Origin of the sequence: Vibrio sp. 10N.286.49.E11 (assembly GCF_041469505.1) — a bacterium.
Classification (GTDB): Bacteria; Pseudomonadota; Gammaproteobacteria; order Enterobacterales; family Vibrionaceae; genus Vibrio; species Vibrio crassostreae_C.
Window position 1 is genome coordinate 42,008 of sequence record NZ_JBFRKQ010000071.1, and the last position, 25,192, is coordinate 67,199.

Annotated in this window: 24 protein-coding genes; 10 read left to right on the forward strand and 14 right to left on the reverse strand. The window is 43.8% G+C overall.

Features of this window, described 5'->3' with window-relative positions; all coding sequences use genetic code 11:
• Positions 1 to 23 precede the first annotated feature (23 nt).
• The gene (locus AB4167_RS17130; protein ID WP_017061820.1) at positions 24 to 1,859 is read right to left on the reverse strand and encodes an ABC transporter ATP-binding protein/permease; all 1,836 of its coding nucleotides are present in this window, start codon (positions 1,857 to 1,859) and stop codon (positions 24 to 26) included.
• Between the two features lie 556 nt (positions 1,860 to 2,415).
• Between AB4167_RS17130 and artP the strand changes: the two genes are divergently transcribed.
• The 10 genes from artP to AB4167_RS17180 all read left to right on the forward strand — a co-directional run bounded on the left by artP (position 2,416) and on the right by AB4167_RS17180 (position 9,251).
• Positions 2,416 to 3,144 (forward strand): arginine ABC transporter ATP-binding protein ArtP, encoded by a 729-nt coding sequence (artP, locus tag AB4167_RS17135; protein WP_372136801.1) that lies wholly within the window; start codon positions 2,416 to 2,418, stop codon positions 3,142 to 3,144.
• Between the two features lie 120 nt (positions 3,145 to 3,264).
• The gene (locus AB4167_RS17140) at positions 3,265 to 3,996 is read left to right on the forward strand and encodes a lysine/arginine/ornithine ABC transporter substrate-binding protein (protein ID WP_372136802.1); all 732 of its coding nucleotides are present in this window, start codon (positions 3,265 to 3,267) and stop codon (positions 3,994 to 3,996) included.
• A 1-nt stretch (position 3,997) separates the two neighbouring features.
• On the forward strand, positions 3,998 to 4,684 hold the full coding sequence (gene artQ / locus AB4167_RS17145; RefSeq protein WP_372136803.1) for an arginine ABC transporter permease ArtQ: 687 nt from the start codon (positions 3,998 to 4,000) through the stop codon (positions 4,682 to 4,684).
• Positions 4,681 to 5,349, forward strand: a complete 669-nt coding sequence (gene artM / locus AB4167_RS17150) for an arginine ABC transporter permease ArtM (RefSeq protein WP_372136804.1) — start codon at positions 4,681 to 4,683, stop codon at positions 5,347 to 5,349. The genes artQ and artM overlap by 4 nt, the downstream gene beginning before the upstream one ends.
• Positions 5,350 to 5,671: 322 nt before the next feature.
• A complete protein-coding gene (locus tag AB4167_RS17155; protein ID WP_372098671.1) occupies positions 5,672 to 6,457 on the forward strand; it encodes a hypothetical protein in 786 nt (261 codons plus the stop codon).
• 313 nt (positions 6,458 to 6,770) lie between these two features.
• Positions 6,771 to 7,193: a hypothetical protein gene (locus AB4167_RS17160; protein WP_017063908.1), complete on the forward strand. Its 423-nt coding sequence runs from the start codon at positions 6,771 to 6,773 to the stop codon at positions 7,191 to 7,193.
• Between the two features lie 26 nt (positions 7,194 to 7,219).
• Positions 7,220 to 7,672 carry a hypothetical protein gene (locus AB4167_RS17165; protein ID WP_372136805.1) on the forward strand — a complete coding sequence of 151 codons (453 nt, stop codon included), beginning with the start codon at positions 7,220 to 7,222 and terminating at the stop codon, positions 7,670 to 7,672.
• Positions 7,673 to 7,776: 104 nt separating this feature from the next.
• Positions 7,777 to 8,181 carry a DUF1801 domain-containing protein gene (locus AB4167_RS17170; protein ID WP_171732989.1) on the forward strand — a complete coding sequence of 135 codons (405 nt, stop codon included), beginning with the start codon at positions 7,777 to 7,779 and terminating at the stop codon, positions 8,179 to 8,181.
• A gap of 194 nt (positions 8,182 to 8,375) precedes the next feature.
• Positions 8,376 to 8,657, forward strand: coding sequence for a hypothetical protein (locus AB4167_RS17175; protein ID WP_017063905.1), 282 nt, complete (start codon positions 8,376 to 8,378; stop codon positions 8,655 to 8,657).
• Positions 8,658 to 8,735: 78 nt separating this feature from the next.
• Positions 8,736 to 9,251 (forward strand): GNAT family N-acetyltransferase, encoded by a 516-nt coding sequence (locus tag AB4167_RS17180; protein ID WP_372136806.1) that lies wholly within the window; start codon positions 8,736 to 8,738, stop codon positions 9,249 to 9,251.
• Between the two features lie 253 nt (positions 9,252 to 9,504).
• Here AB4167_RS17180 and AB4167_RS17185 read toward each other — a convergent pair whose 3' ends face one another.
• The 13 genes from AB4167_RS17185 to AB4167_RS17245 all read right to left on the reverse strand — a co-directional run bounded on the left by AB4167_RS17185 (position 9,505) and on the right by AB4167_RS17245 (position 24,766).
• On the reverse strand, positions 9,505 to 10,164 hold the full coding sequence (locus AB4167_RS17185; RefSeq protein ID WP_017063903.1) for a sugar transferase: 660 nt from the start codon (positions 10,162 to 10,164) through the stop codon (positions 9,505 to 9,507).
• A 9-nt stretch (positions 10,165 to 10,173) separates the two neighbouring features.
• Positions 10,174 to 11,361 carry a glycosyltransferase family 2 protein gene (locus AB4167_RS17190; protein ID WP_372136807.1) on the reverse strand — a complete coding sequence of 396 codons (1,188 nt, stop codon included), beginning with the start codon at positions 11,359 to 11,361 and terminating at the stop codon, positions 10,174 to 10,176.
• On the reverse strand, positions 11,358 to 12,458 hold the full coding sequence (locus tag AB4167_RS17195; RefSeq protein ID WP_372136808.1) for a glycosyltransferase: 1,101 nt from the start codon (positions 12,456 to 12,458) through the stop codon (positions 11,358 to 11,360). Before AB4167_RS17195 ends, AB4167_RS17190 begins: the two co-directional genes overlap by 4 nt.
• Before the next feature lie 398 nt (positions 12,459 to 12,856).
• On the reverse strand, positions 12,857 to 14,281 hold the full coding sequence (locus tag AB4167_RS17200; protein WP_136978474.1) for a Wzz/FepE/Etk N-terminal domain-containing protein: 1,425 nt from the start codon (positions 14,279 to 14,281) through the stop codon (positions 12,857 to 12,859).
• On the reverse strand, positions 14,278 to 15,396 hold the full coding sequence (locus AB4167_RS17205) for a glycosyltransferase (RefSeq protein WP_372051330.1): 1,119 nt from the start codon (positions 15,394 to 15,396) through the stop codon (positions 14,278 to 14,280). The genes AB4167_RS17200 and AB4167_RS17205 overlap by 4 nt, the downstream gene beginning before the upstream one ends.
• The gene (locus AB4167_RS17210) at positions 15,389 to 16,174 is read right to left on the reverse strand and encodes a DapH/DapD/GlmU-related protein (RefSeq protein ID WP_372136809.1); all 786 of its coding nucleotides are present in this window, start codon (positions 16,172 to 16,174) and stop codon (positions 15,389 to 15,391) included. Before AB4167_RS17210 ends, AB4167_RS17205 begins: the two co-directional genes overlap by 8 nt.
• A gap of 92 nt (positions 16,175 to 16,266) precedes the next feature.
• A complete protein-coding gene (locus AB4167_RS17215) occupies positions 16,267 to 17,643 on the reverse strand; it encodes an O-antigen ligase family protein (RefSeq protein WP_017059586.1) in 1,377 nt (458 codons plus the stop codon).
• Positions 17,644 to 17,895: 252 nt separating this feature from the next.
• Positions 17,896 to 19,002, reverse strand: coding sequence for a glycosyltransferase family 4 protein (locus AB4167_RS17220; protein WP_017063896.1), 1,107 nt, complete (start codon positions 19,000 to 19,002; stop codon positions 17,896 to 17,898).
• Positions 18,983 to 20,494, reverse strand: coding sequence for a sigma-54 dependent transcriptional regulator (locus AB4167_RS17225; protein ID WP_017059588.1), 1,512 nt, complete (start codon positions 20,492 to 20,494; stop codon positions 18,983 to 18,985). Before AB4167_RS17225 ends, AB4167_RS17220 begins: the two co-directional genes overlap by 20 nt.
• A 223-nt stretch (positions 20,495 to 20,717) precedes the next feature.
• On the reverse strand, positions 20,718 to 21,122 hold the full coding sequence (locus AB4167_RS17230) for an Hpt domain-containing protein (RefSeq protein WP_017066737.1): 405 nt from the start codon (positions 21,120 to 21,122) through the stop codon (positions 20,718 to 20,720).
• Between the two features lie 379 nt (positions 21,123 to 21,501).
• On the reverse strand, positions 21,502 to 22,734 hold the full coding sequence (locus tag AB4167_RS17235; protein ID WP_372136810.1) for a glycine betaine/L-proline ABC transporter ATP-binding protein: 1,233 nt from the start codon (positions 22,732 to 22,734) through the stop codon (positions 21,502 to 21,504).
• The gene (locus AB4167_RS17240; RefSeq protein ID WP_019823103.1) at positions 22,727 to 23,626 is read right to left on the reverse strand and encodes a proline/glycine betaine ABC transporter permease; all 900 of its coding nucleotides are present in this window, start codon (positions 23,624 to 23,626) and stop codon (positions 22,727 to 22,729) included. The genes AB4167_RS17235 and AB4167_RS17240 overlap by 8 nt, the downstream gene beginning before the upstream one ends.
• Before the next feature lie 147 nt (positions 23,627 to 23,773).
• On the reverse strand, positions 23,774 to 24,766 hold the full coding sequence (locus AB4167_RS17245; RefSeq protein ID WP_017063893.1) for an ABC transporter substrate-binding protein: 993 nt from the start codon (positions 24,764 to 24,766) through the stop codon (positions 23,774 to 23,776).
• Positions 24,767 to 25,192 lie beyond the last annotated feature (426 nt).

Here is a 25,192-nt window from a genome sequence, read left to right on the forward strand (position 1 = left end):
TTAGTTGCACATCCACTCAATAGTTAGGCACTAAGGTGTTTGAATTGCAGCTCAACCAAGCGTTGGTACAATTCGCAGCTATTGATGAGAGACTGGTGGTCGCCGATGTCTACTAGTTGTCCTTTATCGAGCACCGCAATTTGGTCGGCGTGTTTAATTGTTGATAATCGATGGGCGATAATGATCGTCGTTCTGCCACGCATTAACTCTTCTAACGCTTGTTGTACGTGATGCTCACTTTCACTGTCTAGTGCGCTGGTTGCTTCATCCAACAATAGAATATTTGGATCTTTCAAGATGGCACGTGCGATAGCAATACGTTGTCTCTGCCCACCAGAAAGCCTTACACCACGTTCACCAAGAAAGCTGTTGTAGCCATCAGGTAGGTTTTGAATGAACTCGTGTGCGTGCGCTTTCTTCGCCGCTTCGATCACTTGCTCGTCTGTTGCCTGCGGGTTGCCGTAGCGAATGTTATGGAACACATCGTTACTGAACAGAGCAGGTTGTTGCGGTACCAATGCCATCTGCTTTCTTAGCTCGTTAGGATCAAACTGATTCAGTTCAACACCGCCTAAGGTGACCTTACCCACTTGTGGGTCGTAGAAACGTTGCAGCAGTTCGAACAGGGTAGTTTTACCTGCGCCAGACGGGCCAACCAGTGCCAACACTTTGCCTTCATGGGCAGTAAGCGTGAGGTTGCTTGTTGCGGGTTGGTCCGGTCTTGATGGATAACAGAAGGTCACATCATCAAATGCAACTTCTGGCGTTACGTTAGCAAGCGAAGTTGGATTCGCAACTGGCGCAACAATATGGCTTTCAACTTGTAGGATCTCGATTAATCGCTCGGTCGCACCTGCCGCGCGTTGCAGTTCACCCATCACTTCAGAAATCGTACCTAACGATGAAGCAACCATAATTGCGTAGAACACAAACGCCGCTAAGTCACCAGCCGACATAGTGCCGTTGATAACATCACTGCCGCCAACCCAAAGCATGCCTGCAATAGCACTAAATACAATCACGATAACGCCAGAAATAAGAATCGCGCGCTGTTTTACACGCTGGCGACCAATCTCATATGCCTTTTCAACTTCAACCGCGAATGACGCTTTCTCTTGCTCTTCTCGGCTGTAGCTTTGCACCGTTTTAATGTGCTCAATCGCTTCACCTGCATAAGAACCCACATCAGACATCGAATCTTGGCTTTGGCGAGATAGGGCTCTCACACGACGCCCGTACACAAGAATCGGAATCAAGATAAACGGCACCGAGGCCAATACAATCAACGTCAGCTTAATATTGGTTGCAAACAGCATGATGATCGCACCAATACACATCAACGCGCTGCGCATCGCCATAGAGAACGATGAACCTATGATGCTTTGAAGCAGAGTGGTATCCGTAGTAATGCGCGACATGATGTCGCCACTGCCATTGGTCTCGAAGTAACTTGGATGCAGCGTCACCACATGATTGAAAACCGACAGGCGTATATCCGCACTTACTCGCTCACCAACAGAAGAGACCAAATAGAAGCGGAAGAAGGTGCCAATCGAGATCAGCACGACCACCACCATGATGAATTGAATCGCGCTGCCTAAGTCTGACAACGATTGTTGGCTGAAGCCTTGGTCGATAAGAAGACGAATACCGTGTCCGACTGAAAGGGTTAAGCTCGCTGTGAAGATCAACGCGATCAACGCAGCAATAACACGACCTTTATAAGGCTGAATGAATTTACTCAGCTCAAACAAAATACTGAGGCTTTTTTTCTCAGGTTTGGGTTCTGGCGCTTGTTGAGTCGATCGCTGAGTCTGTCGCTGGTTCGAGTCGAGCGTAGAAGAGACATCGTTTTGCATATGACTGCCTTAATGTGTTGTCGCTTTAAAAATAGATGGCTTGTTGCTTATGGCTAATTGCTTTATGACTTATTGCCTGTACTGCGCGTTGTTCGCTGGGCAGTAATTGTTGTTGAGAATCGAACCCATTAAAGCATTTATTGCGCTGTGACGCTCCCTAGGAAACTCAATTTCCAATATTTCATCAACACTAAGTGAATAATTCGAAACGACCTTAAAGGAAAACTAAGCATTTTGATCCAGTCAGTTGGATAGGAAACCAAGCTATTTAACCCTAATTTTTATGCAAGCAAATTAGCGTTGATATGAGAGTGCACACATAAACAAGCAACCGTGCGATGATTTATAAATTGATAGCAAAACGTTTGCTATTTATCTCGATATTAGCTTTATCAATGACTTGTAAGTTTTGGTTGTAAGACCAGTTATAGCGACTGTTTTTTGTGGAATATTTGTTACAAAAATTCAACAAAGTAGTTTTTTATACATTTTTCTTGCATAAAAACTCAGATTGAATAGAATAACCAACAAATGACAATTAATGCAGTATTGTGGCATGAGTATTCAAGTAAAGAGCATCAACAAATCATACGGTGATACCCAAGTTCTTCACGACATCAGTTTCGACTGTGAGAGCGGCGAAACCTTGGTATTGCTTGGCCCAAGCGGCGCGGGCAAGAGTTCATTACTGCGTGTATTGAACCTGCTTGAAATCGCGGACAACGGCGAATTAGACATTGCGAATGAGCAATTCGATTTTTCAAGCCAAATCCAAGAGAAGCAGGGGCTTAAACTTCGTCGTAAAGTCGGCATGGTGTTCCAGCAATACAACTTATGGCCACACATGACGGTGATGGAAAACTTGATTGAAGCACCAACCAAAGTGGCGGGTTTGGATAAGCAAGAAGCGATTAAGCAAGCTCAAGAAGTACTAAAGACACTTCAACTTTCAGACAAAGCCGACGCTTGGCCACTTCAACTGTCTGGCGGTCAACAACAGCGTGTTGCGATTGCACGTGCGCTGATGATGAAACCGGACGTGTTGTTGTTTGATGAACCAACAGCGGCGCTTGATCCTGAGATCACCAACCAAGTCGTGAGCATTATTAAAGAATTGAGCGGAACGGGCATTACCCAAGTGGTCGTGACGCATGAAGTCGATTTCGCGAAGAAGATTGCTAGCCACGTTCTGTACCTAGAGAAAGGGTACATCGTTGAACACGGCACCAGCGATTCATTCGTTAATCCGCAGACACCTGAGTTTGCCGAGTATCTGACTCATTAAGTAAGTCACTTATTAAAAGAAGGTTGACTCACTAGATCTAGCTAAACACAACATCAATTAAAACAATCAAATTATAAGAATGGCCACAGGCCGCTATTACACAGTATTCGGAGTAACAAAATGAAAAAGATTCTACTAGCTTCACTTATCGGCCTTGCTTCTTTTAACGCAGCGGCTAAAGAAGAAATCAAATTCGCGATGGAAGCAACGTACGCACCATTCGAATACATGGATGAGAACAACCAAATTCAGGGTTTTGACGTAGACTTAGCAAACGCACTTTGTGAAGAGCTGAAAGCAACGTGTACTTTCCACAACCAAGCATTCGATAGCTTGATCCCTGCACTTAAATTCAAACGTTACGATGCGGCTATCTCGGCAATGGACATCACAGAAGCGCGTCTTAAACAAGTGAACTTCTCTAACGCATACTACGATAACTCTGCAGCATTCATCTCTTTCGAAGGCAAAGTAGCAGACCAAGCAGCACTAGAAGGTAAGCGTGTTGGCGTTCAAAACGGTTCTACTCACCAGAGCTTCCTACTTGAGCAAATGACTGGCGTAACAGCGGTACCTTACTCAAGCTACCAAGATGCATTCATCGACATGAAAAACGGTCGTATCGATTCTGTATTCGGCGACACAGCCGTTGTAGCAGAATGGTTCAAGAAAGAAGACAACCTAACGTACGTTGGCGACCAAGTAACAAACCAAGAGTACTTCGGTAACGGCTTTGGTATCGCAGTAAACAAGAGCAATCAAGAACTTGTAGACCAGCTGAACACAGCACTTGCAGCCGTGAAAGCGAACGGCGAATACGACAAGATCTTCAACAAGTACTTCGGTAAGTAATATGCAGTTAACGGGTTACTCTTTTGGGCTCGTCGAAGCAAGCTGGATGACAGTTCAGCTTGCGTTCGTAAGTCTATTGGTTGGATTGGTTCTAGCAGTTTTGTTTGCAAGTGGTGAGATGTCTCGTCGTATTGCAATCAAATGGCCAACGACTGCATTTGTGACGATTGTTCGTGGTTTACCAGAAATTCTGGTCGTACTGTTTATCTACTTTGGTTCGACACAAGTTCTGTTCATGATCACTGGCGACTTCATAGAAGTGAGCCCGTTCTTATCTGGTGTTGTTGCACTGTCACTTATCTTTGCTTCTTACGCTTCGCAAACCTTACGTGGTGCATTAAAAGCAGTAAGCAAAGGGCAGAGAGAAGCAGCAAGCGCGCTTGGTATTTCTCAGTCTCGTGCATTCTTTCGTATCGTATTGCCTCAAGCGGTAAGGCACGCACTACCAGGGTTAACCAACCAATGGTTAGTGTTACTGAAAGACACTGCATTAGTTTCGCTGATTGGCGTAACAGATTTGCTGAAACAAGCACAACTAACATCAGCGGCAACGCACGAAGCATTTACTTGGTACGCGACAGCAGCAGCAATCTACTTGGTCATCACTTTAATCACACAAAGATTGGTAAAAGTGATTGATGGTAAGTTCTCTATTCAAGGTTTGGGTAACAAAGGGGCAATGGCATGAATCAACAATACCTCTCTCAAATGCTTGAAGGCTTAGTGACCAGTCTTCAACTCACAGGTGCTTCATTGCTGGTTGGTTGTATCTTGTCACTGCTGATGACGGTAACGATAATCCTAAGAATACCTGCGATTCACTGGTTCACTCGTGGCATCATCACGCTGTTCACTGGCACACCATTATTGGTGCAGATCTTCTTGGTCTATTACGGCCCGGGTCAGTTCGATTGGATTCGTGAAAGCTTCATGTGGACTTGGTTAAGCCAACCTTGGTTCTGTGCAATGTTAGCATTAGCTTTGAACACTGCCGCATACAGCACGCTACTGTTCAGAGGCGCATTCAACGCCATTCCAGCAGGGCAGTGGGAAGCATGTCGCGCACTTGGTATGGACAAAATCGCAACGCTGAAAGTGTTACTGCCATATGCACTACGCCGCGCCGTTCCAGCTTACTCGAACGAAGTGATTCTAGTTTTCAAAGGTACGTCACTGGCAAGCACCATCACCATCATGGATTTGATGGGTTACGCTCAGCGTATTAACGGCCAAACCTACGACACACTTACTGTGTTTGGTATCGCCGGCGCATTCTACTTAGCAGTAAACGGCATACTAACGCTGATCTTCCGCCAAGTAGAGAAGAAAGCCCTCGCATTCGAAGCCGCGTAAGCTAGCCACAAACAAATTTAATTAACGTATAAAGCCTGCCATTTATGTTCGCATAAATGGCAGGCTTTTTTGTTTTTGGGGTATGCGCAGAGGTACTGTTTTTATATCTAGTAGAGCGGGGTTTTTGCGAAATTCATACTATATAGAAATATTCTGCATTTTGTCATTCAATGAGTCTATCTATGTTTTAAGTCACTGAATTGCTGTGATTAATCGTGGTAAATTAATATGCATATTAAACTAGATAGAAAAATCCTATATTTAAATGCAGAATTTTTCTGTCTAATAGCTGTTAAGTCTCTTAATTATATGAGGTTAAAATTTGATTGATCTAGATAACCCTGCAGGTCGCTTTTACGACATTCTAAACCAAGCTAAAGCTAAAAAAGATGAGCAAAAAGTCCGACAAGTATGGGCTCAAATTTTAGATGAAGATGAAACTAACGATTCCGCAATTACGAAAAAAGTAATTGAGGTTTATCAATTAGGAGAGCAAGTTAAGGACTTAATTAAAATGAATGAGGGTGCTAACACCGAGTTATATCTATCCTCATTTCCACAAGTTGAGCGAGCCATATTCCCACTTAATTTGAATGCTACTTGGAAAGGGCAAAAACAACAACTGAGTGATGGTGTAATGACTAGGCTTCAATTCTGCTCTGATCTGCTCTCTTCAACTTATAAAGAAGAAACCTTAGCTAAAGAAGATCTAGAAGTAGTTACCAAACTTATTGAAGAACTCTTCGACTCAATTTTAAGCAGTTCTCTAGAGTCTGGAATAAGAATTACACTTCTCGAAGAAGTTGAACGCTTACGAACTGCATTATCAATGTACAAAATTAATGGTGCTAAAGGGCTGAAGCAATCACTACAATCTACTATAGGGATGGTCGTCGCAAATCAAGACGAACTTTCAAATGTTGCTAAATCTAATTCAAATGTTATCGAACGCTTGGGAAAATTAATCGATAAAGTTGATTCATTTACAGCTAAAGCGTTAAAAGTACATAAGGCTTTATCCAAGCCTGTACGCTTTCTTATTGGTTGCATACCAGGTGATGAAGTTGAAGAACCTGCTGAGTTAGTATGCGATGAAGCCGAGACTTAACAAGGCCTTTAAACGGAACAAAAACAGTTGGTTATGTTTCGTGCCTCAACAAGTGTAACCAACTATTTTTGTCCGCTTAAGGCGGCGTTGATATGACCCCCTCTGTCAATAAGAGCGTAGAAGTTTCTGCTCCCGCATTTATAGAGCCTAGCTTGTGTTCTAAGTCTTCCGTTACATTGGGTTTATGAAAGTCTGAGTCGTCCATCGAATAGTCGTGTAACAAGGGCATTTCTCATGCCGTATTTTTGGTAATTAGTTCTTCCTGTCGATTATCGAATTTGTCCTAAACCCACTATTAAGGCAGGGAACCCCAATGAATAGAACGCTATGGTTCGCACTCATTTCGCTTTTGTTTTCAATGACAATGGTATTTTGTACATACAGTTATGGCATAGAGAGCCACGTTGAAGTAACCACACTCACTTTAGTATTGTCTGGCCCTCTGATTTTTACCTTTGCGCTTGTTGTCATTTTTTGTGGCGCACCAGTCATTAGCAAGTACAAGTTACTTGGAACCATCGCAATTTGTGTGCATGGATTTACAGCCTCACTGCATGTGCTGTGGAACGGATTTATGTTCGTCGATGTGATTAATAAACAAGGCTTAGGTCCGGGACAAGGTTATTCTGGCTTGATACTTTGGGTTGGTAGTATCAAGGCGATGCTACTTGGTTTGGTTGTGGGAGTATGCCTGCATTACTTACTACGATTATTTAGAAAGGCTGCAGTAAGATAACTGTTGGCTAGTTAGTGGATTGTTCGTTGTCTATAGGAGTTGCCACTGTGTTTTATAGTAAGGAATCCAACAAGGGATTGCTGCTCATCCTTGTTGCGATAAGTGCTTTCATTGTCGTTACCTCGGATAATAACCCCGGGACATTAGTCGCTCACGCCATCAATGGTTTAATTGCTTTGCTCTTTTTCTCCATGACCATTGAGGTCAAAGACAATGTACTAAGTTGGTATTTCGGCTTTGGCTTTTTGCGTAAGAATGTAGAAGTGTCAGACATTACAGAGACATCGTTCTATCAAAGCAAGTGGTATCAAGGTATTGGTATCCGAATGCTGAGCGATGGCTGGTTGTATAATGCATCGATAGGTTCAGCCCTGAAGTTAAGGCTAAACAATGGAAAGCATGTTTACATTGGTTGTAAGGATACGGACGGTTTAAAGCTGGCGTTGAAAACCGCTAACGAACAGATAACGCAAAAGTGATTTACGAGGCTTGGCACTTTTCGTTTTGAGTTGGACTAATTTTTAAGGCTGTATGCTTTAAGTGAGCTGCATTTTAATATCTCAACAAGTGGATCGGAGGTTCAATGGACCAAGCAATCAAAACACATTTCGACGAGTATCCCGATGATGTTCGAGCTCGGCTTGAAGAGTTGCGTTCATTAATCTTTGAGCTTTGCTCTGATTTGGAACTAGGTGAAGTCGAAGAGTCTCTGAAATGGGGCGAGCCGAGTTACAGCGTTAAGACGGGCAGCCCAATTCGAATCGATTGGAAATTAAAATCGCCAAACAACTATTACTTGTTCTTTAACTGCCAAACGAAGCTAATCGACACATTCAGAGAATTGCACGATGGCACATTGGTATTTCAAGGTAATCGTGCAATCGTCTTGAAACTGACTGAACCACTTCCCAAGGCACCAATCAAGCAGTGCTTGGAGTTAGCCTTAACTTATCAACAACGAAAACATCTACCGCTTCTTGGCGCGTAATTCTTATGTGTTGTCATTATATTTCTTAAACAGGTTTTCTGTGTTCTAGCTATCACTCTTTAAAGTGCTAAGACTGTACCATCTTGATTAGTATCAAGAGGCTAGGGAATCTCTATAACCAACGCTGATTGTATTGCTTACCGTTTAAAAAGGTGTTCTAGTCACCTTGTATTTCAAACTTAAAAGGAAGTTGTATGAATTTAGATAAAGCCAAAAAACGTATCGCAAAGCAGGTTAAAAAAGGCGACCACGGATACCCAAAAATCACGTTAGCGTACTACGGAGCGACCAAAGATCTCGCAACGGAAGTCGCGGTTCAATTTATGCTGGGTGAGGGCGATGGTGTTCAAGAAGAGCGTTTTTCTTGTGAAACCGAAATCCGAGATAATGAATTAGTTCAAACGACGTTACTCAAGATAATCGAGCGAGCAAATGTTAACTCAGTGATTGAAGTTGAAGGCGTGGCTGTTCTTTAGTTTGCTTTAGCCTGGAAACGAAGCCAACACGAGAACTCAGGTGTATAATCCACATTTTTATCGAATTAGGCAGGACACATGGCGATCTCGTTTGAAACTCAAAGACTAAAAGTAGAAGAAGTCGCAGGTGAACTTACTGTTCCTGAACGTTCGGCTCTGCTTGAGCGAGTACCTGGCATTCTAATCCCGTCAGTCGTTGAAAACCTTCCACCATACTTTCACGGTATTGTGTCACGTGAACTGGCTGAAATTTGGCTCGACCGAATGTTGTCGGGGAGCCGCTTACTTCAAGTGAAATCCAACGATAATCAATTGATTGGTTTTCTGTTCGCTTATGTAGAAGACGAAAGTGATGCTCATATTGGCTACTTGCTTGCAGAAGAATGCTGGGGCAAGGGTTTCGCGAGTGAGTTATTGCAGAGTTTCATCACAGAAGTCGCAAAAACCGAGTCATGGTCCACACTGATTGGCGGTGTCGACCGTTCAAACATAGCCTCTACACACTTACTTAATAAGCTAGGTTTTGTTGAGCAAGCCTCTGACGAAAGTGCCGTGGTTTTCTATGAATATAAGCTTTCTCGTCTTAACTCTTAATTCTTAACTCTGAGCTCTCAGCTCTTAATTTCTAATCCCTAACTCAAGCCACATCTGCGTTATACATTCATTGCCAATGTTTACGTCAATTGATAGGGAAGAAACCTTATTACACCATTCAACTGAGAACCGAGAGCAGCGAGTCTAGTTAACGTGGGCTAATTCGGCACTATGTGTTTCATTAGCGACTTTCCAATCGCCCCCTAAGGCTTTATAGAAAACAGGCTTTGTATCCACATTAGACCATACTGGTTTAGCGACCTCGACCATCTACCATTACGATGATTGTTTTAGAGATGATGCTGAGATCAGCGGCAATCCAAGACTTAACCGAACATAGGCTTAGTGCATAACTGTGGTCAAAACCTACTTTACGACGTACATCATCAATACAGGTGTCGTAACCTTGATTTACTTGTGCAAGCCCTGTAATACCAGGCATTACACCGTATGTGCGGTCGGCAAAGTAAGGAATTTCGTTCTCTAGTTTGGTGTAAAAAGTAGGGCGTTCAGGGCGCGGGCCAATTAGAGACATTTCACCTTTCAGTACATTGATCAGTTGTGGCAGTTCATCAAGACGTGTCTTTCTCAAAAAGCGGCCAACAGGCGTGATTCGCGGGTCATTCGCGGTAGCCCAAACTGCACCAGAGCGAGTTTCTGCATCCTCGTACATGCTACGGAATTTCATGATCTCAAAGATTTCCATTTTCTCCGGTGTCGATTTACCAACGCGCAATTGACGGTAGAAAATAGGGCCACGAGAAGTGAGTGCAATCGCCATCGCAATCAACGGAAATACGGGCGCTAGCAAAATCAAAGCAATCAGTGAGCTTACAAAATCGAAAGTACGTTTAGCACGTGAGATTTTGTATTGGTATAGGTTTTGGGTAGATAGCTGTTCGATGTTCATCATAATAAGTCCTTAATGATTTGCTCGTGTCCAAGGTGAGTTTTCTAGTCCGATTAGGTAACGAATGCCACCAATGAAGTTGGCGTAGTGTCCAACTATCAAATAAGAGATTAATGAAATAGGTTTGTTTACTAGACGCTTTGGCAAGATGCAGCCAAGGACGCCAATGGTATAAACGGCAACTTGAGCCCATAACAGCGCTTCAAATACCAAGTAGTTGCTAAGTAAGATTGAGCACACTAAGCACACAATCATTAAATAGGGAGTGAGTAGGCGAAGTCCTTTTCCTGAAAAGAACGCAAACGCGATGCCTTTAAACTTCGGGCTGAACAAGGCAAATAATCGAATCGCTTGTTGCATGTTGCCCGCTGAAATACGAAGTCTTCTTTTGAAGTCTGTTTCTAGGTTCGATTCTTCTAGCTCTAATGCAACCATTTGGGTTTCGTATTCGGCGATGTAACCTTGTTTAACGATTTGCATCGGTAAGATGAAATCATCATTAATAGTGTTGAGTGGAAGCAGTTCAAACAGGTGTGTTCTAAACAAGTAGAAAGCGCCATGAGAACCCAAGCTAGAACCTAACGAAGCCTCAGACTCTTTAACCGCGGTTTGGTACTGCCAATACGTGTTTTCGCCTTCATTGCCTGTTGGACAAAGTTGATACGTTGCGTTTACCACTCCAACCTTGTCACTTTCAAAATGAGCGGCAGCTATAAGCAAAGCATCCAATGAAATAAGGGCAGAAACATCACTCATCGCCGTGATATCACTGGTTACACGTGTCACTTCTTCATTAACAACCGCGACTTTACCTCGGTTTACTTGATGGTCATGTATCTCAAAATAGACATCACTGCACATCGCTTCTTGTATGGTCATTTGTGCAATGGCGACTGTGTTATCAGTGCAACCATCGCAAGCGATAATGACTTCCAACTTCTTTTTTGGGTAATCGAGTGAAGCAAGGTTACGAATCTTGTCTGCGATCCACTGTTCTTCGTTAAATGCAGGAACAAGAACGGTGATGGTCGGCAACGTGCAATCTTGCTGTTCCTCTTTGTAGCAACGATGACTCTCTTCAACTTTGCGTGCGGGGTGGCTTTTCGCATACCAACGCAGTAACAAAGGGTAGGCTGCGTGATGATAGACAATCAACGCACCTGAAAACAAACAAAGTCCCGCAAGCAACCAATCAATCATGCGTAAGCTCCTTCTGATATATCGTTGTAAGACGAAACCATTTTGATGATGTCGAAGTTTTCGAGTACGTAACGACGAGGTGACAAAAAGCGTTCATTTTGCTTTTCTAATAGCGCACTAGCTAACCCCACAATGCTGCCGCTTTTGACGAGGGCGCCGCTGACTGGACATAAGGTTTCATCGACGGCACCAACGTCCATTGCGACGGTTGGAATATTGCACGCTTGAGCTTCGAGTGTAGAAAGCGGCAGCCCTTCATGACGTGAAGGTAGGCAGAAGGTATCCAACGATCCGTAAAACGTGGTCATGTCTTCAACTAGGCCAAGAAATATGATTCGGTCACTCAGATTCAAGCGGCTAGTAAGTTGCTCTAGTTGATTGCGTTTCGTACCGACGCCAGCCAATACGACAACCATGTTTTCAGGTAAAAGAGTCAGTGCTTTAATAAGTTGGTCTTGGCCTTTGACATGTTCTAGTCGACCTGCACAACCGATGATGTGTTTGTCTGTCGGCAGGTTTAGTTTTGCTCTCGCGTGTTCTTTCGACATTGGCTTAAACTTCTCACAATCAACGCCATTTTTGATGGTAATGATGTTCTCATAAGAAAAAGCAGTGCGTAGTTGGTTATAAACACGTGTCGCGTCGGCAACTAACGTTGGTTGAGCAGCTTTTAAAGCAAGCGCTTGTAATCGACGACGTTTGTTGTTGTTCAGATGCCAAGCGTCATGTTCGGTATGGATTCGAGTTGGAACCCCGGTTACGCGAGCGGCATAACCAGCGTATAACAGTGGGCCAATATGATGGGTATGAACCACATCAGGGCGAATCGCGTTGAAGGCTTTAATTAGCTTAATAATGATATTGAATTGTACGCCTGGTGCTTTATCCAAAAAGACGATTTGCTTTTTGTATGGCTCTAGCTTCGGCCAGTTGTTTATAGACTCTTGTTTAGTACCCTCTAAACTGACAATCAACACTTGGTCTGTTGGTTTAGCAAGGCGGAGCAAATCCAGAGTTAGGGTTTCTAATCCACCCGGTGCAAGGTGCTGAACAACGTGTATGATCTTTTTGCCATGCTTCGTTAAATGCGTATTCATAGTTTGGACCCTGCCTTTATAATTGTTGTTTCGCCTTTCTGACGTTTCTCTTGAAGTAACTTCTTTAAAACGTTTAACTACACAAGGAGATTGCAGGAGTTGTGCCAATTAAATAACCGTTATTTTTCAGTTGTTTAGATTATTTAATTCTAGGGCAGTTTTCATTTCTCAAAATGGGAATCAAAACAAAATACAATTGAATGGCAGTTTGAATCATAGGGCTTGGGTAAATCGAAAGTAGCATTAGAACTTGGGGCTTTAAACAAACAAAACGCCAAGCGAGTGTTGGCGTTTTTCTCTAGGATGCACGAAGCTAGGAAACTAAAAAGCTAGGAAGCTCGAGGCTAGGAAATTAGAAAGCTGTGAAGCTAGCAAGTCAAAAATGGCTTTGAGGCTGACTAGCTCATTTTCGGGATCACCGTTATCACAGGGACACCCAAGATATCTTCGATTTCGTCTTTGCGTTTGATTGAAGAATCAAACAGTTCAAACAATACCGCTAAACCAATACCCAATCCGATACCTGCAACAAATCCAGCCAGAATAAAGACAAAAGTCGGCATGTTAGATTTGATACTCGGTGTGAAAGGCAAATCAATAATCTTCACACGTTTGTTTTGCTCGAATACACCAAGCGAACCCGTTAGCTGAGCCATTTCATAACGCTCTGTCAGTTCATCATATAGTTGACGTTTGATTTCAACTTGACGTTTAAGGCGGTACATCTCTTTTGCATTTTCGCCGAAGTTATTGGCCTTGTGTTCTAATTCGAAAATCATAGTACGAAGGCTTTTGGTCTCTTCGGTTAAAGACTCAAAGCGAGCGCGAACCAGCTGTAGGCTGTGTAATTGAGTGACCAGAAGAGGTTGGGTATCAGAAAGTTTGTTCAGTGTCGTACTACTTGCGATGTCCCAAAGCTGGTCGCTGTTCATCGTTGGCTGGGTTACCTCGAGCAAACTCTTACGTTCATTCTCTAGTCTATCTAGCTCACGCACTTTAGCTTGCACAGCACTGTGCTTGTCCGTGTATTTAGCTTGTAACAAGGTAAGGTCGCTACGAATATCGATGATCTGGTCTTCTAATTTACCGATCACAGGGTTGGTTCTTGAAAGTTGTTGGTCGATTGACCCTAAACTTTTTTCGACACCCGATAACTCGGCCTCTTTTTCTGCCAATGTTTGTTTGAGTGAAGCTAAGCGATTCAAACTTTGGCTCTGTACCTCAGGCGTCGAATGAACATTCTCATTCATGTATGCAGCTAGCGCTTCTTCTGCTTCTGCAAGCTCTGCGCTACGTTTGTCGATATGGATTTTCAAGAAGTTACTTGAATCTTCAATCGATGAACGTTCCGGTGCGAGTAACTGTTCAATGAAATGTTCACTTACCGAGCGCAGCGTCGCTTCCATTCCATTTGGTGTGTTCGACGTTAGACTTATCTTTAGAAAATCTTTTCCAAGCTGAGTCACCGTTAGACGTTGAGACAGGTCAGTAATGATCTCTTGTTTCTCAATTTCAGGCATATCTGGCGTGGTTAATTGCAGTTCATCAGCGACCGAGTAAAGCACATGTCGACTGTGAAGCAGTGTTCTCAATGCGTTAAGTCGATCTTTGAGCATCGTCGAAACGGCAATGTCTTCCAAGAATGGATTCATCTTGGCCGTTTCTTGAATCAACATACTGGTATGCGCGTCATATTTAGTTGGAGCCAACTTGCTCACACCAAAGCCTACAAAGGGCAAAATAAGCATTGGCAGAACGATAACGTAGCGTTGGCGCCACATCGCATTGATGATGACTAATAACCGCAATTTCAGATTATTCATAATAGCTCCAACATCCAATGTACGAAGTTACCACGGTTCTGCCAGCTCTCTTGTTCGACGACAGAGATAGGTGAGTTGCTTAGCTCGCGTGCATGATCAAGCGCCCAAATCATTTGGTTGGCACTGCCAACCGTGGTTACGTGCCCTTGATATGGAACCAAAGCAGGGAACGGTGTTGTGATAATGGGTGTGCCCGCCGCAAGGTATTCCATTAATTTGAGTGGGCTACACGCTCGGATCTGCTCGTTATCAACAAACGGCAACAAGCTCACATCCCAGTGTTGAGAATAGCTTGGTAGCGTGTGGTGTGGACGAGGGCCAAGGTAATGTACGTTACTCAACTTAGGCAGCATGAGCGTATCAAGCTCGTTTGGACCTATGAAAACAAAGTCCCATTCCGGCATCGCATTCGCAACATGATCAATCATTTCATAATCAAGCCACTTAGAAAGGCTGCCATAAAAACCAGCAATAGGGCGGTGGTTGCTTGGTAAATCTTTTGCTCTTGGTGCGGGTGTTGAAAATAGGTCTACGTCGACACCATGTGGTAGCAAGTGCGCTTTATGCTTTGGAAATTTATCCATCAATTTTTTGCTAGCCGCGAATATAAGCGTTGATTTTTCGATTAGCTCTGATTCGTGCTGTGCAACGGTGTCATGATCAACACCAGCCAGCGCGCTAAAATCATCACCGCAGTAATAGACCACAGATGACTCGCCTAAGTGTCCGCACAAATCAACAGCGGTTGGAAGAGAGGTCCATAGGATAGGCGCGTTCAGATTAAGCTCCGCAATAATCGGTTTTAGTTGGTGCAACATCATTTGCTGAGCCAACTTTCTAGAAAATTTAGAAGCAGGCGCAGGGATTGTCTTTAAGTTAACGATAGTAATGTTGTCGTGTCCCTCAGAGTCGAGCATGTTTTGAGTTACGGCCTTGGTTTTACCAAACAACTTGTTGAACGCTCGGCTAACATCTTTGGCGGACAGCTTCGGTTGTCTTAAGCCAATTGAGTTGACCCATAAGACTTTGTGCTGCTTAGCAAGGTGACGAACTAAATGTTGAGTCGATGAAGGCAGGCCACCAAAGTCTTCACCAAATACGATTAAATCACGCATGGTCACCTCCATGAGTCTCTAACGAATCGAACATATCGGATTCTGTCACTTCAACGGGTTTGATGTGACCGACAACTCGAGCTGGGTTGCCACCTGCGATTGCGAAGGCAGGAATATTCTTTGTTACTACGCTGCCTGCGGCTATTACGGCACCTTCGCCGATGGTTACGCCACCTTTGACCGTCACATTCGTGCCCAACCAAACATCGGGTTCAAGAATGATGTTACCGATTTGCTGAGGGTCGTCGCCTTCACCTAGCGCTCGGCGTTTTGCATCAAGCGGGTGTCCAGAGTATCCAAATAGAAAAGCGCCGCCTGCGATTCGTACGTTGTCAGAGATAACCACTTTACCTCCAACAGCGATAGTCGACTGCCAACCAATGTCGACGTTATTGCCAATCGACAATAGTGGGTGTTCCAAGCCTTCAAGTTGTTGAGTACAACCAGAGAATGTCGTGTGGCCAGAGATACGGCAGTTGTCGCCAATCGTAATTTGCACCGGACCGCTGACGAAAGGCAGTCCACCATACAAATACAGGCGTTTGCCACATTGAGCCACACGACCTTTGAAAGCCGGAGTCCAGTAGAAGAATCGCGTAAAGCCAGAAACCAGATTCACCACTAGCTTGTGCGCTTGATATAGACAGCGATTAAATAGTTTAGGGGTAGGTAGCTCTGCGCTTCTGATGTTTTTCAAAATGAAAAACACATTTCTAATTCGAGAATTAGGATGAAACTTAAGCCAATGTTTGAATTGATGTATAGATACTGACGTCATAATGAAAATCCTCTTTTTTGTTATATAGAAGTACTTTCATATATTGTGCCATCTAATAAATGTAATATTTTCAATAGGTTAAAATGTGTCTTTTAGGTTTTCTCATTTTGACAGGCAGTTTGAGATACATTTGAGACGCAAACTGTGAGTGCTGCGAGGATATAAATCGGCCAGTTGAAGCCTTGAGTCAAAAATGTACCCGACACGATTGTTCCAATCAGACCTGCATAGATCGCATAGGCGACCGCATTGAGTTCGGGGGCGATTTCTGTGGCCGAGTTTTTTAACCTCGTTAGCGTAGAGCGAGAGGTTTTGATCAAAGAAACGATAAGGCAGACAAAAATGATCAGACCAATAAAGCCTGTTTCTGCCAACACACCAAACCAGGTACTGTGAACGGCGTGATTCAGTCCGTCCCAATGCGAACTGTAAAAGAAGTAGTTCGAGAAGAAGTTGTTCAACCCTACGCCGGTCAGTGGATTCTCAACTGCCATCTTTATTGCTGCTTCCCAAGCATAGATTCGACCCATTGCAGATTCATCGATACCTTGTTCAGCGGCACCACCAGAAGATCTGTCTGAGATACCAGCAACTAAATAGAGCACCACGGCCGCGACAGTTCCCACTGAGATTAAGAGAACTTTAGAGCGCACTAGCTTCCACGCAAAAATACCAATCACCGCAATACAACCCAGTAATCCGCCACGGCTTTGAGTGGCAATAATGGCGGCGAGCAGTAACAGACAAACTAAGGCACTGATTAAACGTTTGGATCGTGAGATGCCAGTCGTGGTGGCTTGGCTTATTGTAAAGGCGAGTGGGAACATCAGTACCAGTGCTAGGTCGTTCGGGTCACCTAACATAGAGCCAAAATCGCGGCCAATAGTCACGCGTGAGCCCTCGACAAGCCCAATACCATTTACTGAGTTGTACACGGCAATAGAGCTGACTAAAGCGCCAGCGTAGATAATCGTCATCGCGGTTTTTGCGAGATTTTCCGTGGTGTTTACTAGCCAAGTAATCGCAAGCGTCATCACTATAATTTTCCAATAAACGCCCTTGAATTCTGCTAGTGCTATTGGCCTGTTGGACGCGAAGATAATACCAATGAAAACCAATACCCAAAATATGGCGAGCCAATTTAAACAAGGGTGCCAGAAGATTTTAAGTTCTTTACTGATTAATGCATGCCATAGAAGAGCCGACAGAGCGCCTAATGAAAGCATCAGCGGTATTTTTAGCGAATAGAGCTGAGGTATAGCTTCGTGAATTCGGAAAAATGAAAAGACAACGAACAATAGAACTAACCAGAATGTTTTGTTTAACACGAATAACCCGGCCAATGGCACAAGAGCGAGCGCCACAATGACAGCAGGGTGAGGCACAAAGTACCAAACAACACCAAGCCCAACACACAAGGTGCTGATCGTGATGATGACTGGCAATCTATTGGCTTCAGGGTTGACCATTGTGACCTCTATTGGCAAATAAACTCTTTAGGACTCGGCTCGTAATCTTTTTAAGACGTAGTTACGCCTGATGTTAAAGATTGCAAAGTGAGTGCCAGTTATGCATTTTGTTTAACTTACTGATTTAATGTTGGATTATTAAGTGAGGGCGTAGCCTTGAGGTGAGTTTTGTCATTTTGAGAATCAGTATAAAACTGACTAAAGTACTTAAATCATCAAGCCAAAATAACCAGTTATCGACTAAGGCTAGAATTAACGGTCGAGTTGATAGATTTCCAACAACTGCGGGACAACGGCTTGTGGGGAGTATTGGTTTTTCACGGTTTCTATCGCGTGACTCTTGAGAGAGTTACGTTGCTCGTTCGTCAATGACATCCACAAAGATAAAAACTGTTCTAGCTCAGCTTCTGAATTTGCAAGGTAGCCGTTAACTTGATGCTCGATGAGTTGAGGCAAGTTACCAACTGAGGTGGCGAGAACGGGAATGCCACGAATCATGGCTTCTAATGCCGCCATAGGTAAGCCTTCAAAGCGAGAAGGGATGATTAACAGATCGATTTGGCTCCAGACGTCGTCCATATTGGTCTGATGCCCATGAAAGGTCACATTATCAGGCTGCGATTTAACTAAGATGTCCATTTCTGGCCCGTCACCAAAAAGCTCAAACCGAACATCAGGAAACTGTTTGGCTAATGCAACAAATCGATCAGGCGCTTTTTCATGGCTCAATCGCCCCACAAAACCAACATGGAATGGGCTTGATGAAGGGGAGCTTGTTAACCCGGTTGGCATTTTAACAAAGTTATTCAATTGATGGGTTTGACTCGGCACTTTCGCTTTAATCTTTTCACTGACCACGAGCGACTGATCAGAAAGAAAACTGCTGTAACGGTCGAGCCAATCATAAAGCCATACTTTGCCTGTTGGGGTTTCACCTGCGTGATAAGTGGTGATTTGCTTTGTGTTGTTGAAACGAGGCGGAAGCTTGATTAACTTGCTGACCAAACTGGCTTTGTAACCATGAGCATGGATAAGCCTTGGTTGATAATGTTGAACTGCACGTTTCAGCTGTGTCGCGCTATTGCCATTTGAATCTACAGAACATGAGGCTAAATCGGAGAGGTAACTAAAAGGGATGTTCAGAGCATTCAACTTTTCAACGATGATCGCTTCAGGATTAAACTTAGTCAAAAGAACGATACGAACAGCCTCTGAATACTGAGCGCTTTCCGATATCAGGCCTTGTGCTAATTCTAAAACATGCGTTTCTATGCCTCCAAAAGTTTGGCTGTCGATCAACAGCCAAATCTCATGAAGGTTTATGTCGAGTACACCTTGGTTAGGCTTGATTGTACTCATCTTCCGATTCCCAAGCCTGTTTCTTACGATAAACAGTAGAAGGGCTCAGTTCTAACAGCACAGCAGCGTTTAACACATTGCCATCGCAATGATTGATGGCATGTTGAATAGCTTCACGTTCTATTTGCCACATTGGACGAATAGCACCTTCGCTTGTGGTAAATGCAGGCGTCATCGGCTCGTTGTGAGCTTGAGCAACTGACGATTGTTCCAACTCTTCCGGAGTAATCGGTGGCAACTTAGCTTCTGGTGCTTCAACAACTGCAGGTTGAGGCGCAGTTACTCGAATTGGTGTCACTGATTTAGATGATGGAGCGGCATCTACTTTATTAATCGGAGGCGGTAACATGTCTTTAGTCACGCTCGTTTCATTGTTCAACACCACGATGTTACGGATGATGTTTTGCAACTGACGCACATTGCCTGGCCACGCATAACGTTTAAGTAGATTCTGCGTTTCTTTGTCTATTGATTTGAACTTCTTCTTGTCTTGCTTCGCGTACAGTTTCAAGAAGTGATTAGATAGGGTGACAATGTCACTTCCTCGTTCACGAAGCGGTGGCATTTCGATAGGCACAACGTGAACACGATAGTAAAGGTCTTCTCTAAAACGTCCTTCTTCTACTTCAACCAGTGGATCGCGGTTGGTCGCACAGATAATTCTGACATCCACTTTAATCTCGCGGTTGCCACCGAGTGGAGTAAACGTACCAGTTTGCAAAAATCTGAGGAGCTTCTTCTGCATCTCCAGTTCCATTTCACAAAGCTCATCGAGAAATAGGGTACCGCCATGCGCTTGCATTGCTGCACCTTTACGGTCGGTTGTCGCACCGGTAAACGCACCTTTAACGTGACCGAAGATTTCACTCTCCATTAGGTCTCGAGGGATAGCGCCGCAGTTAATGGCCACGAAGGGTTTACCATTACGCTGACTCTCTTGGTGAATCGCTTCCGCACACACTTCTTTACCTGTACCACTTTCGCCGTTAATAAACACGCTGGCAGTGGTTGGTGCTACCGAATCAATGATCTTGTAAACCGCCTGCATGGGTAGGCAAGAGCCAATGAAATTATGAAAACGATCACGATCGAATTTGCTTTGCATGTTATCGACGAGGTTTTCGAGTTTCGCTCTTTTTAGATGCAAGCTAACAGAGGTCTTGAGTCGATCGGCTTGAATGGGTTTCTCTAAGAAGTCTTCTGCACCGCGTTGGATAAGGTCTACCGCGATGTTTACTGAACCATGCGCTGTCGCGATGATGACAGCGGTCGGTATTTCGTTAGCAGTAATCCAATCTAAGACTTCTTCGCCTGGCATGTCAGGAAGCTTAAGGTCGAGAATCACAAGCTGTGGAGAGTGCCTTTCAATGAAGGTCTTAGCTTCCGCGCCGGTTTCGACGTGGAAAATATCATAGGGCTCGTCTTTTACGTACTGCTTGTAGAGTACGGCGAGTGAGGTGGAGTCTTCAACTAACAATACCTTAGGGCGCATTGTGTATTCCTTTTGAAACTTTATCCTAACCAATCAATAACATAGTGATATGCAACCATCAATACGAGTCTTGTACATTTGTTATCTACCACATGCAATCTTTTAAGAAGCGGCCTGTATAACTTCTCGCATTGCTGTTCATGATGGAGCCCATCTTATGGCGACTATATTAATAACGACTGTTTTGAGTTTTTAATCTGATACCGATAATGAACATGCAAAGCTAGCTGAAGCCTGCCTCTTTCCTTTCAAGCAAGGCTTTTATTGAACGCTCTGCGAGCTCTAGTAATTCATCAACTTGTCGAAATGCCGCATCATGACTCTGTTCTAAACATAGCTTTTCTAAAGCTCGAGCTAATTCACCCAAAGGGCGATTACCTAACGAAAGCGCTGTGCTGCCGAGAGTGTGGACCTCGAACTCAAGTGTTTGAGCGTCTTTCTGCGTGACAGCCTCTTTTATGGCGACCAAGCGTGTTTGTGATTCTTCGACATAATGGTCGATCAAGATAGGGATAATGTCCGCACTTGTATCGCGAATCATTTGCTCCAGAACGCTTTCATCGACAAGCTTGCTCACTTGTTGTGAGTTTAGATTTGTAGCTGCGTCTGACGCTAAAGTAGAATTCATCAAATTAAGTCCTTTTATTGAGCTTAATATCTGTTAATACTATTAAGTTTTAGTCATTTTCTAGAATAATTTCAACTGGTTGCCGTACAAATAGAGCATTTAATTGGCATCTCACTCATCTTGCTATTGGGTTTGTGACAAACCTAACGGACTGATTTTATTTTGTTTTCTCTTATGAAATATAAACTTAGGTGCCTATAAAGCCTAAGGTGCGGGTAGATCTCAGAAGAAAACGAGCCCGATACAAATAAAAAAGACCACTGCAGTGAAATAACAACAGTGGTCTTAGAGCGGTTTATGTAGTTTAGGCTAATCTAAATAGCGATAACGCAAATAGCGATAATTTAAACAGCCGAGCTTTAAATCACGAAAAGTAGGACTACGAAGCTTTATCAATCTTTGGCTTTGGGTCGGCTTTTACTTCTTCCTCGCTACTTTCTGAGAAGATATCAGCAACAGCGCTTCTCTCGAGTTCACCTTTTAGATTACCGTCTTCATCAACAACTGGAAGAGAGTAGTCACAAGACATAGTGTCCGGTAGCACTTCTTCAATCACCGCATCTGGTAAGATGGCAGGGACTTCTTCGTATATCTCATCACTAAAATCATGTACCGATGAATCTTCAACGGCGTCTTGTAGACTTTCTTGTGTGACTAGGCCTTGATAGCCGTCATCTGTTACGTGATAAGCGTAATCGTTTTTAAGCATCTTCATTTGTGCCAAAGCACCTTCAATTGTTTCTGATGTGATTCGATACAGAGGAGGCTGCATAACGGTTTCAACGGTCAATGCACGAGCGCGGTTTACGTCTTTCACGAACGCTTCCACGTAATCATCGGCTGGATTTAGCAGAATCTCATGTGGTGTGCCTTGTTGTACTAACTCGCCGTCTTTCAAAATTGCGATTCTATCGCCTAGGCGGAGTGCTTCGTCCAGATCATGTGTGATGAAAACAATCGTCTTATGAAGCTTCTCTTGAAGTTCAATAAGCTGGTCTTGCATTTCACTTCGAATCAAAGGGTCGAGTGCCGAAAAGGCTTCATCCATTAACAAGATTTCAGCGTTAGTACACAGAGCGCGCGAAAGGCCAACACGTTGTTGCTGACCACCTGAAAGTTGCGCAGGGTATTGCTTGCCGTAACCTTTCAAGCCCACGGTTTCTAACCATTCGTTGGCTTTTGCTAAACGGTCTTCTTTTTTGATGCCTTGTACTTCCAACCCGTACGCAACGTTTTCAACCACTGTGCGATGAGGCATTAAGCCAAAGCGTTGGAATACCATCGACATTTTATGACGACGGAACTCTTCTAGCTGTTTAGTGTTGAGGCTCATCACATCAATGCCTTCAACCATGATTTTACCTTGAGTCGGGTCAATCAAACGGTTGAAGTGGCGAATCAGCGTCGATTTACCCGAGCCAGAAAGCCCCATGATAACGAAGATTTCGCCACGGTTAATCTCAAGGTTGATCTCTTTTAAACCAACGGTATGCCCCGTATCCGCAAGAATCTGATCTTTGTGTTCGCCGTTTTGAACTCGGTTCATAACAGACATCGGTTTCGGTCCAAACACCTTGTATAGGCCACTAATTTCAATCAATGGTTTAGTCATGCTTGAATCCTCCTAAATGCGCATTAGTTCTTCTTGCATACGCTTGTGAAGCGCGGTCAAAAAGGATTGCGAGGGCAACGATGGCGAAACCGTTCATCAAGCCTAATGTGAAGTACTGGTTAGTAATCGATTTGAGAACCGGTTGTCCTAGGCCTTTAACACCAATCATGGATGCGATAACAACCATAGACAGTGCCATCATGATGGTTTGGTTGATTCCAGCCATAATCGTTGGCATTGCTAGAGGAAGTTGGACACCCCATAAGCGTTGCTTTTTGCTCGCACCAAAAGCGGTAGCGGCTTCAAGGACTTCTTTATCAACTAAGCGTATGCCTAGGTTAGTTAAGCGAATTACAGGTGGAATGGCGTAGATAACCACGGCGATTAGCCCTGGAATCTTACCGATGCCGAGTAGCATTACCACTGGAATCAAATAAACGAATGCAGGCATGGTTTGCATGATATCGAGCATCGGCGTAACGATAGATTGAGCTCGATTTGAACGAGCCATCGCAATACCAATCGGAATGCCTAAGAATATTGAAACCAATGTACACACAGTAATGATACTGAGCGTCCGCATGGTGTCTTCCCACATTCCAAAGTAACCAATGAGAAGCAGTGAAACAACACAACCTAAAGCTAGTTTCCAAGAACGGCTTGCTGCGTAGACAAGGCTGGTACACACGGCAAGGACAATAATCCAAGGTGTTGAGATAAGAAGTTTTTCAAACCAAACAAGGAATGAAAGAAGAGGGTCAAAGAGAGATTCAATCATTTCGCCGTATTCACGGGAAAATTCACGGTATGCGCCATCTAGCGTCTTTTTTATGGTTCGTAAATCACCGCGTTCCATCTCTGGAAAGCTTGATAACCAATTGCTGTCAGCCATTTTATATCCTTATAGTTCGGTGCCACTTGTCCATGCGAGAAGAAAATCGCTAATGAAAAGGGCTCCGAATCATGAATAACATCAAGTATAGCGACGTTATTTCTGTTTTATTGTTGAAGCGTAATTACTTGTTATTAAATCAAGCTCTTACAGCTCTGCTTCAACTTTCTTAGCCACTTCTTCAGAAACCCATGGGTGCCATACCTCTGGGAATTCACTTAAGAAATGCAGACTCGCTTCTTCGCCATCAGCTTGGTTGTCTTCCATCCAAGCAAGTAGCGAGTTCATTTTGTCGTTCGTGAAACCACGTTTAGTAAAGTAGTCGTACGCTTCAGGAGCACGTGACGCAAAACTTTCAGTGGTAATCGTGTGAACAGGTGAAGGCGGGTACATGGTCGCTTTTGGCGATTCACAATCTTCTTTGGTGGTACAGTTAAGGAACTCTTCCTCATTAACGCCACTGCCAAAGTCGACTTTAACCATGTCGTATTTACCTAGAACAGCGGTCGGTGCCCAGTAGTAACCAAACCAAGCTTCTTCACGTTCATAAGCTTTTGCGATAGAGCCAGATAAGCCGGCACTCGAGCCTGGATCAACAATCGTGAAACCGCTGTTTTCTAGCTCAAGAGCATTAAACAAGTTTCCGGCGCTGATCTGACAGTTCCAGCCTGCAGGGCAGCTGTAGAATGCAGATGTATCTGGGTCTTCAGGGTGTTTGAATAAGCTTGCGTTTTTGCGTACGCCTTCGATGGTTGCCATTTCAGGGTACTGTTTTACTAGGTAAGCTGGAACCCAAAAGCCTTCTTCGCCGCCGTTCACAAGTGCTTTACCTGCGTAGCGAAGACGTTTTTCTTCAACACCTTTATCTAATGCGTCTTTTAAGCTGTTGCTCCAAAGTTCAGGTGCAACATCAGGCTGGCCTTTTTCGATCATAGACGTGCCTGTTGGCATAGTGTCGCCAGGGATAAGTTCAGCATCACACCCATAACCATGTTCAAGGATGAATTGGTCGATATTGGCGATCAGTGTTGCAGAGTTCCAGTTCATATCTGCGATTGTTACGCTGCCACATTCTCCAGCGTTAGCATTACCGCTGGCTGCTGCTACTAACAAAAATACGGAGCTTAACTTGTATTTCATATTGAGTTTCCTTTCTCTTTAATAATACAACTAAGGTAACCAAGGTAAATTGATTATCTAAATTGCTCGATGGTGATCCTTTCCGTGTATTTGAACCATTTGAGCAGAAGGAGGGATGGGTGAAGTTTGAATAGATAAACGTGCAAAGTCAGTGAAGTGTGATTTGCCAATTCATCCACTGTGTTTCAACAGCCATCGGATAACTTTGTCAAACTATTACAAATTCGTCAAAAACCACCTCTATTTATAATCTTAGGGAATAATCGTACGAATTCCATCTTTGATGCGATTTACATGGCACTTTAACCGCCTGTGTCACATTACCGCTAAAGTTAGGTGTGGGGCTGTTGATTTTTGGATGAGTTTAAAGGTGGTAAGACCACAACTTGCGTGCGTGAAATGCGTTGAATAGTTTTTAAAATCGTA

What these genes read in the sequence shown, in the direction of transcription:
- AB4167_RS17130 (WP_017061820.1), bottom strand. Translation starts at nt 1,859, where the DNA reads ATGCAAAACGATGTCTCTTCTACGCTCGACTCGAACCAGCGACAGACT.
- artP (WP_372136801.1), top strand. Translation starts at nt 2,416, where the DNA reads ATGAGTATTCAAGTAAAGAGCATCAACAAATCATACGGTGATACCCAA.
- AB4167_RS17140 (WP_372136802.1), top strand. Translation starts at nt 3,265, where the DNA reads ATGAAAAAGATTCTACTAGCTTCACTTATCGGCCTTGCTTCTTTTAAC.
- artQ (WP_372136803.1), top strand. Translation starts at nt 3,998, where the DNA reads ATGCAGTTAACGGGTTACTCTTTTGGGCTCGTCGAAGCAAGCTGGATG.
- artM (WP_372136804.1), top strand. Translation starts at nt 4,681, where the DNA reads ATGAATCAACAATACCTCTCTCAAATGCTTGAAGGCTTAGTGACCAGT.
- AB4167_RS17160 (WP_017063908.1), top strand. Translation starts at nt 6,771, where the DNA reads ATGAATAGAACGCTATGGTTCGCACTCATTTCGCTTTTGTTTTCAATG.
- AB4167_RS17170 (WP_171732989.1), top strand. Translation starts at nt 7,777, where the DNA reads ATGGACCAAGCAATCAAAACACATTTCGACGAGTATCCCGATGATGTT.
- AB4167_RS17175 (WP_017063905.1), top strand. Translation starts at nt 8,376, where the DNA reads ATGAATTTAGATAAAGCCAAAAAACGTATCGCAAAGCAGGTTAAAAAA.
- AB4167_RS17180 (WP_372136806.1), top strand. Translation starts at nt 8,736, where the DNA reads ATGGCGATCTCGTTTGAAACTCAAAGACTAAAAGTAGAAGAAGTCGCA.
- AB4167_RS17185 (WP_017063903.1), bottom strand. Translation starts at nt 10,164, where the DNA reads ATGATGAACATCGAACAGCTATCTACCCAAAACCTATACCAATACAAA.
- AB4167_RS17190 (WP_372136807.1), bottom strand. Translation starts at nt 11,361, where the DNA reads ATGATTGATTGGTTGCTTGCGGGACTTTGTTTGTTTTCAGGTGCGTTG.
- AB4167_RS17195 (WP_372136808.1), bottom strand. Translation starts at nt 12,458, where the DNA reads ATGAATACGCATTTAACGAAGCATGGCAAAAAGATCATACACGTTGTT.
- AB4167_RS17200 (WP_136978474.1), bottom strand. Translation starts at nt 14,281, where the DNA reads ATGAATAATCTGAAATTGCGGTTATTAGTCATCATCAATGCGATGTGG.
- AB4167_RS17205 (WP_372051330.1), bottom strand. Translation starts at nt 15,396, where the DNA reads ATGCGTGATTTAATCGTATTTGGTGAAGACTTTGGTGGCCTGCCTTCA.
- AB4167_RS17210 (WP_372136809.1), bottom strand. Translation starts at nt 16,174, where the DNA reads ATGACGTCAGTATCTATACATCAATTCAAACATTGGCTTAAGTTTCAT.
- AB4167_RS17215 (WP_017059586.1), bottom strand. Translation starts at nt 17,643, where the DNA reads ATGGTCAACCCTGAAGCCAATAGATTGCCAGTCATCATCACGATCAGC.
- AB4167_RS17220 (WP_017063896.1), bottom strand. Translation starts at nt 19,002, where the DNA reads ATGAGTACAATCAAGCCTAACCAAGGTGTACTCGACATAAACCTTCAT.
- AB4167_RS17225 (WP_017059588.1), bottom strand. Translation starts at nt 20,494, where the DNA reads ATGCGCCCTAAGGTATTGTTAGTTGAAGACTCCACCTCACTCGCCGTA.
- AB4167_RS17230 (WP_017066737.1), bottom strand. Translation starts at nt 21,122, where the DNA reads ATGAATTCTACTTTAGCGTCAGACGCAGCTACAAATCTAAACTCACAA.
- AB4167_RS17235 (WP_372136810.1), bottom strand. Translation starts at nt 22,734, where the DNA reads ATGACTAAACCATTGATTGAAATTAGTGGCCTATACAAGGTGTTTGGA.
- AB4167_RS17240 (WP_019823103.1), bottom strand. Translation starts at nt 23,626, where the DNA reads ATGGCTGACAGCAATTGGTTATCAAGCTTTCCAGAGATGGAACGCGGT.
- AB4167_RS17245 (WP_017063893.1), bottom strand. Translation starts at nt 24,766, where the DNA reads ATGAAATACAAGTTAAGCTCCGTATTTTTGTTAGTAGCAGCAGCCAGC.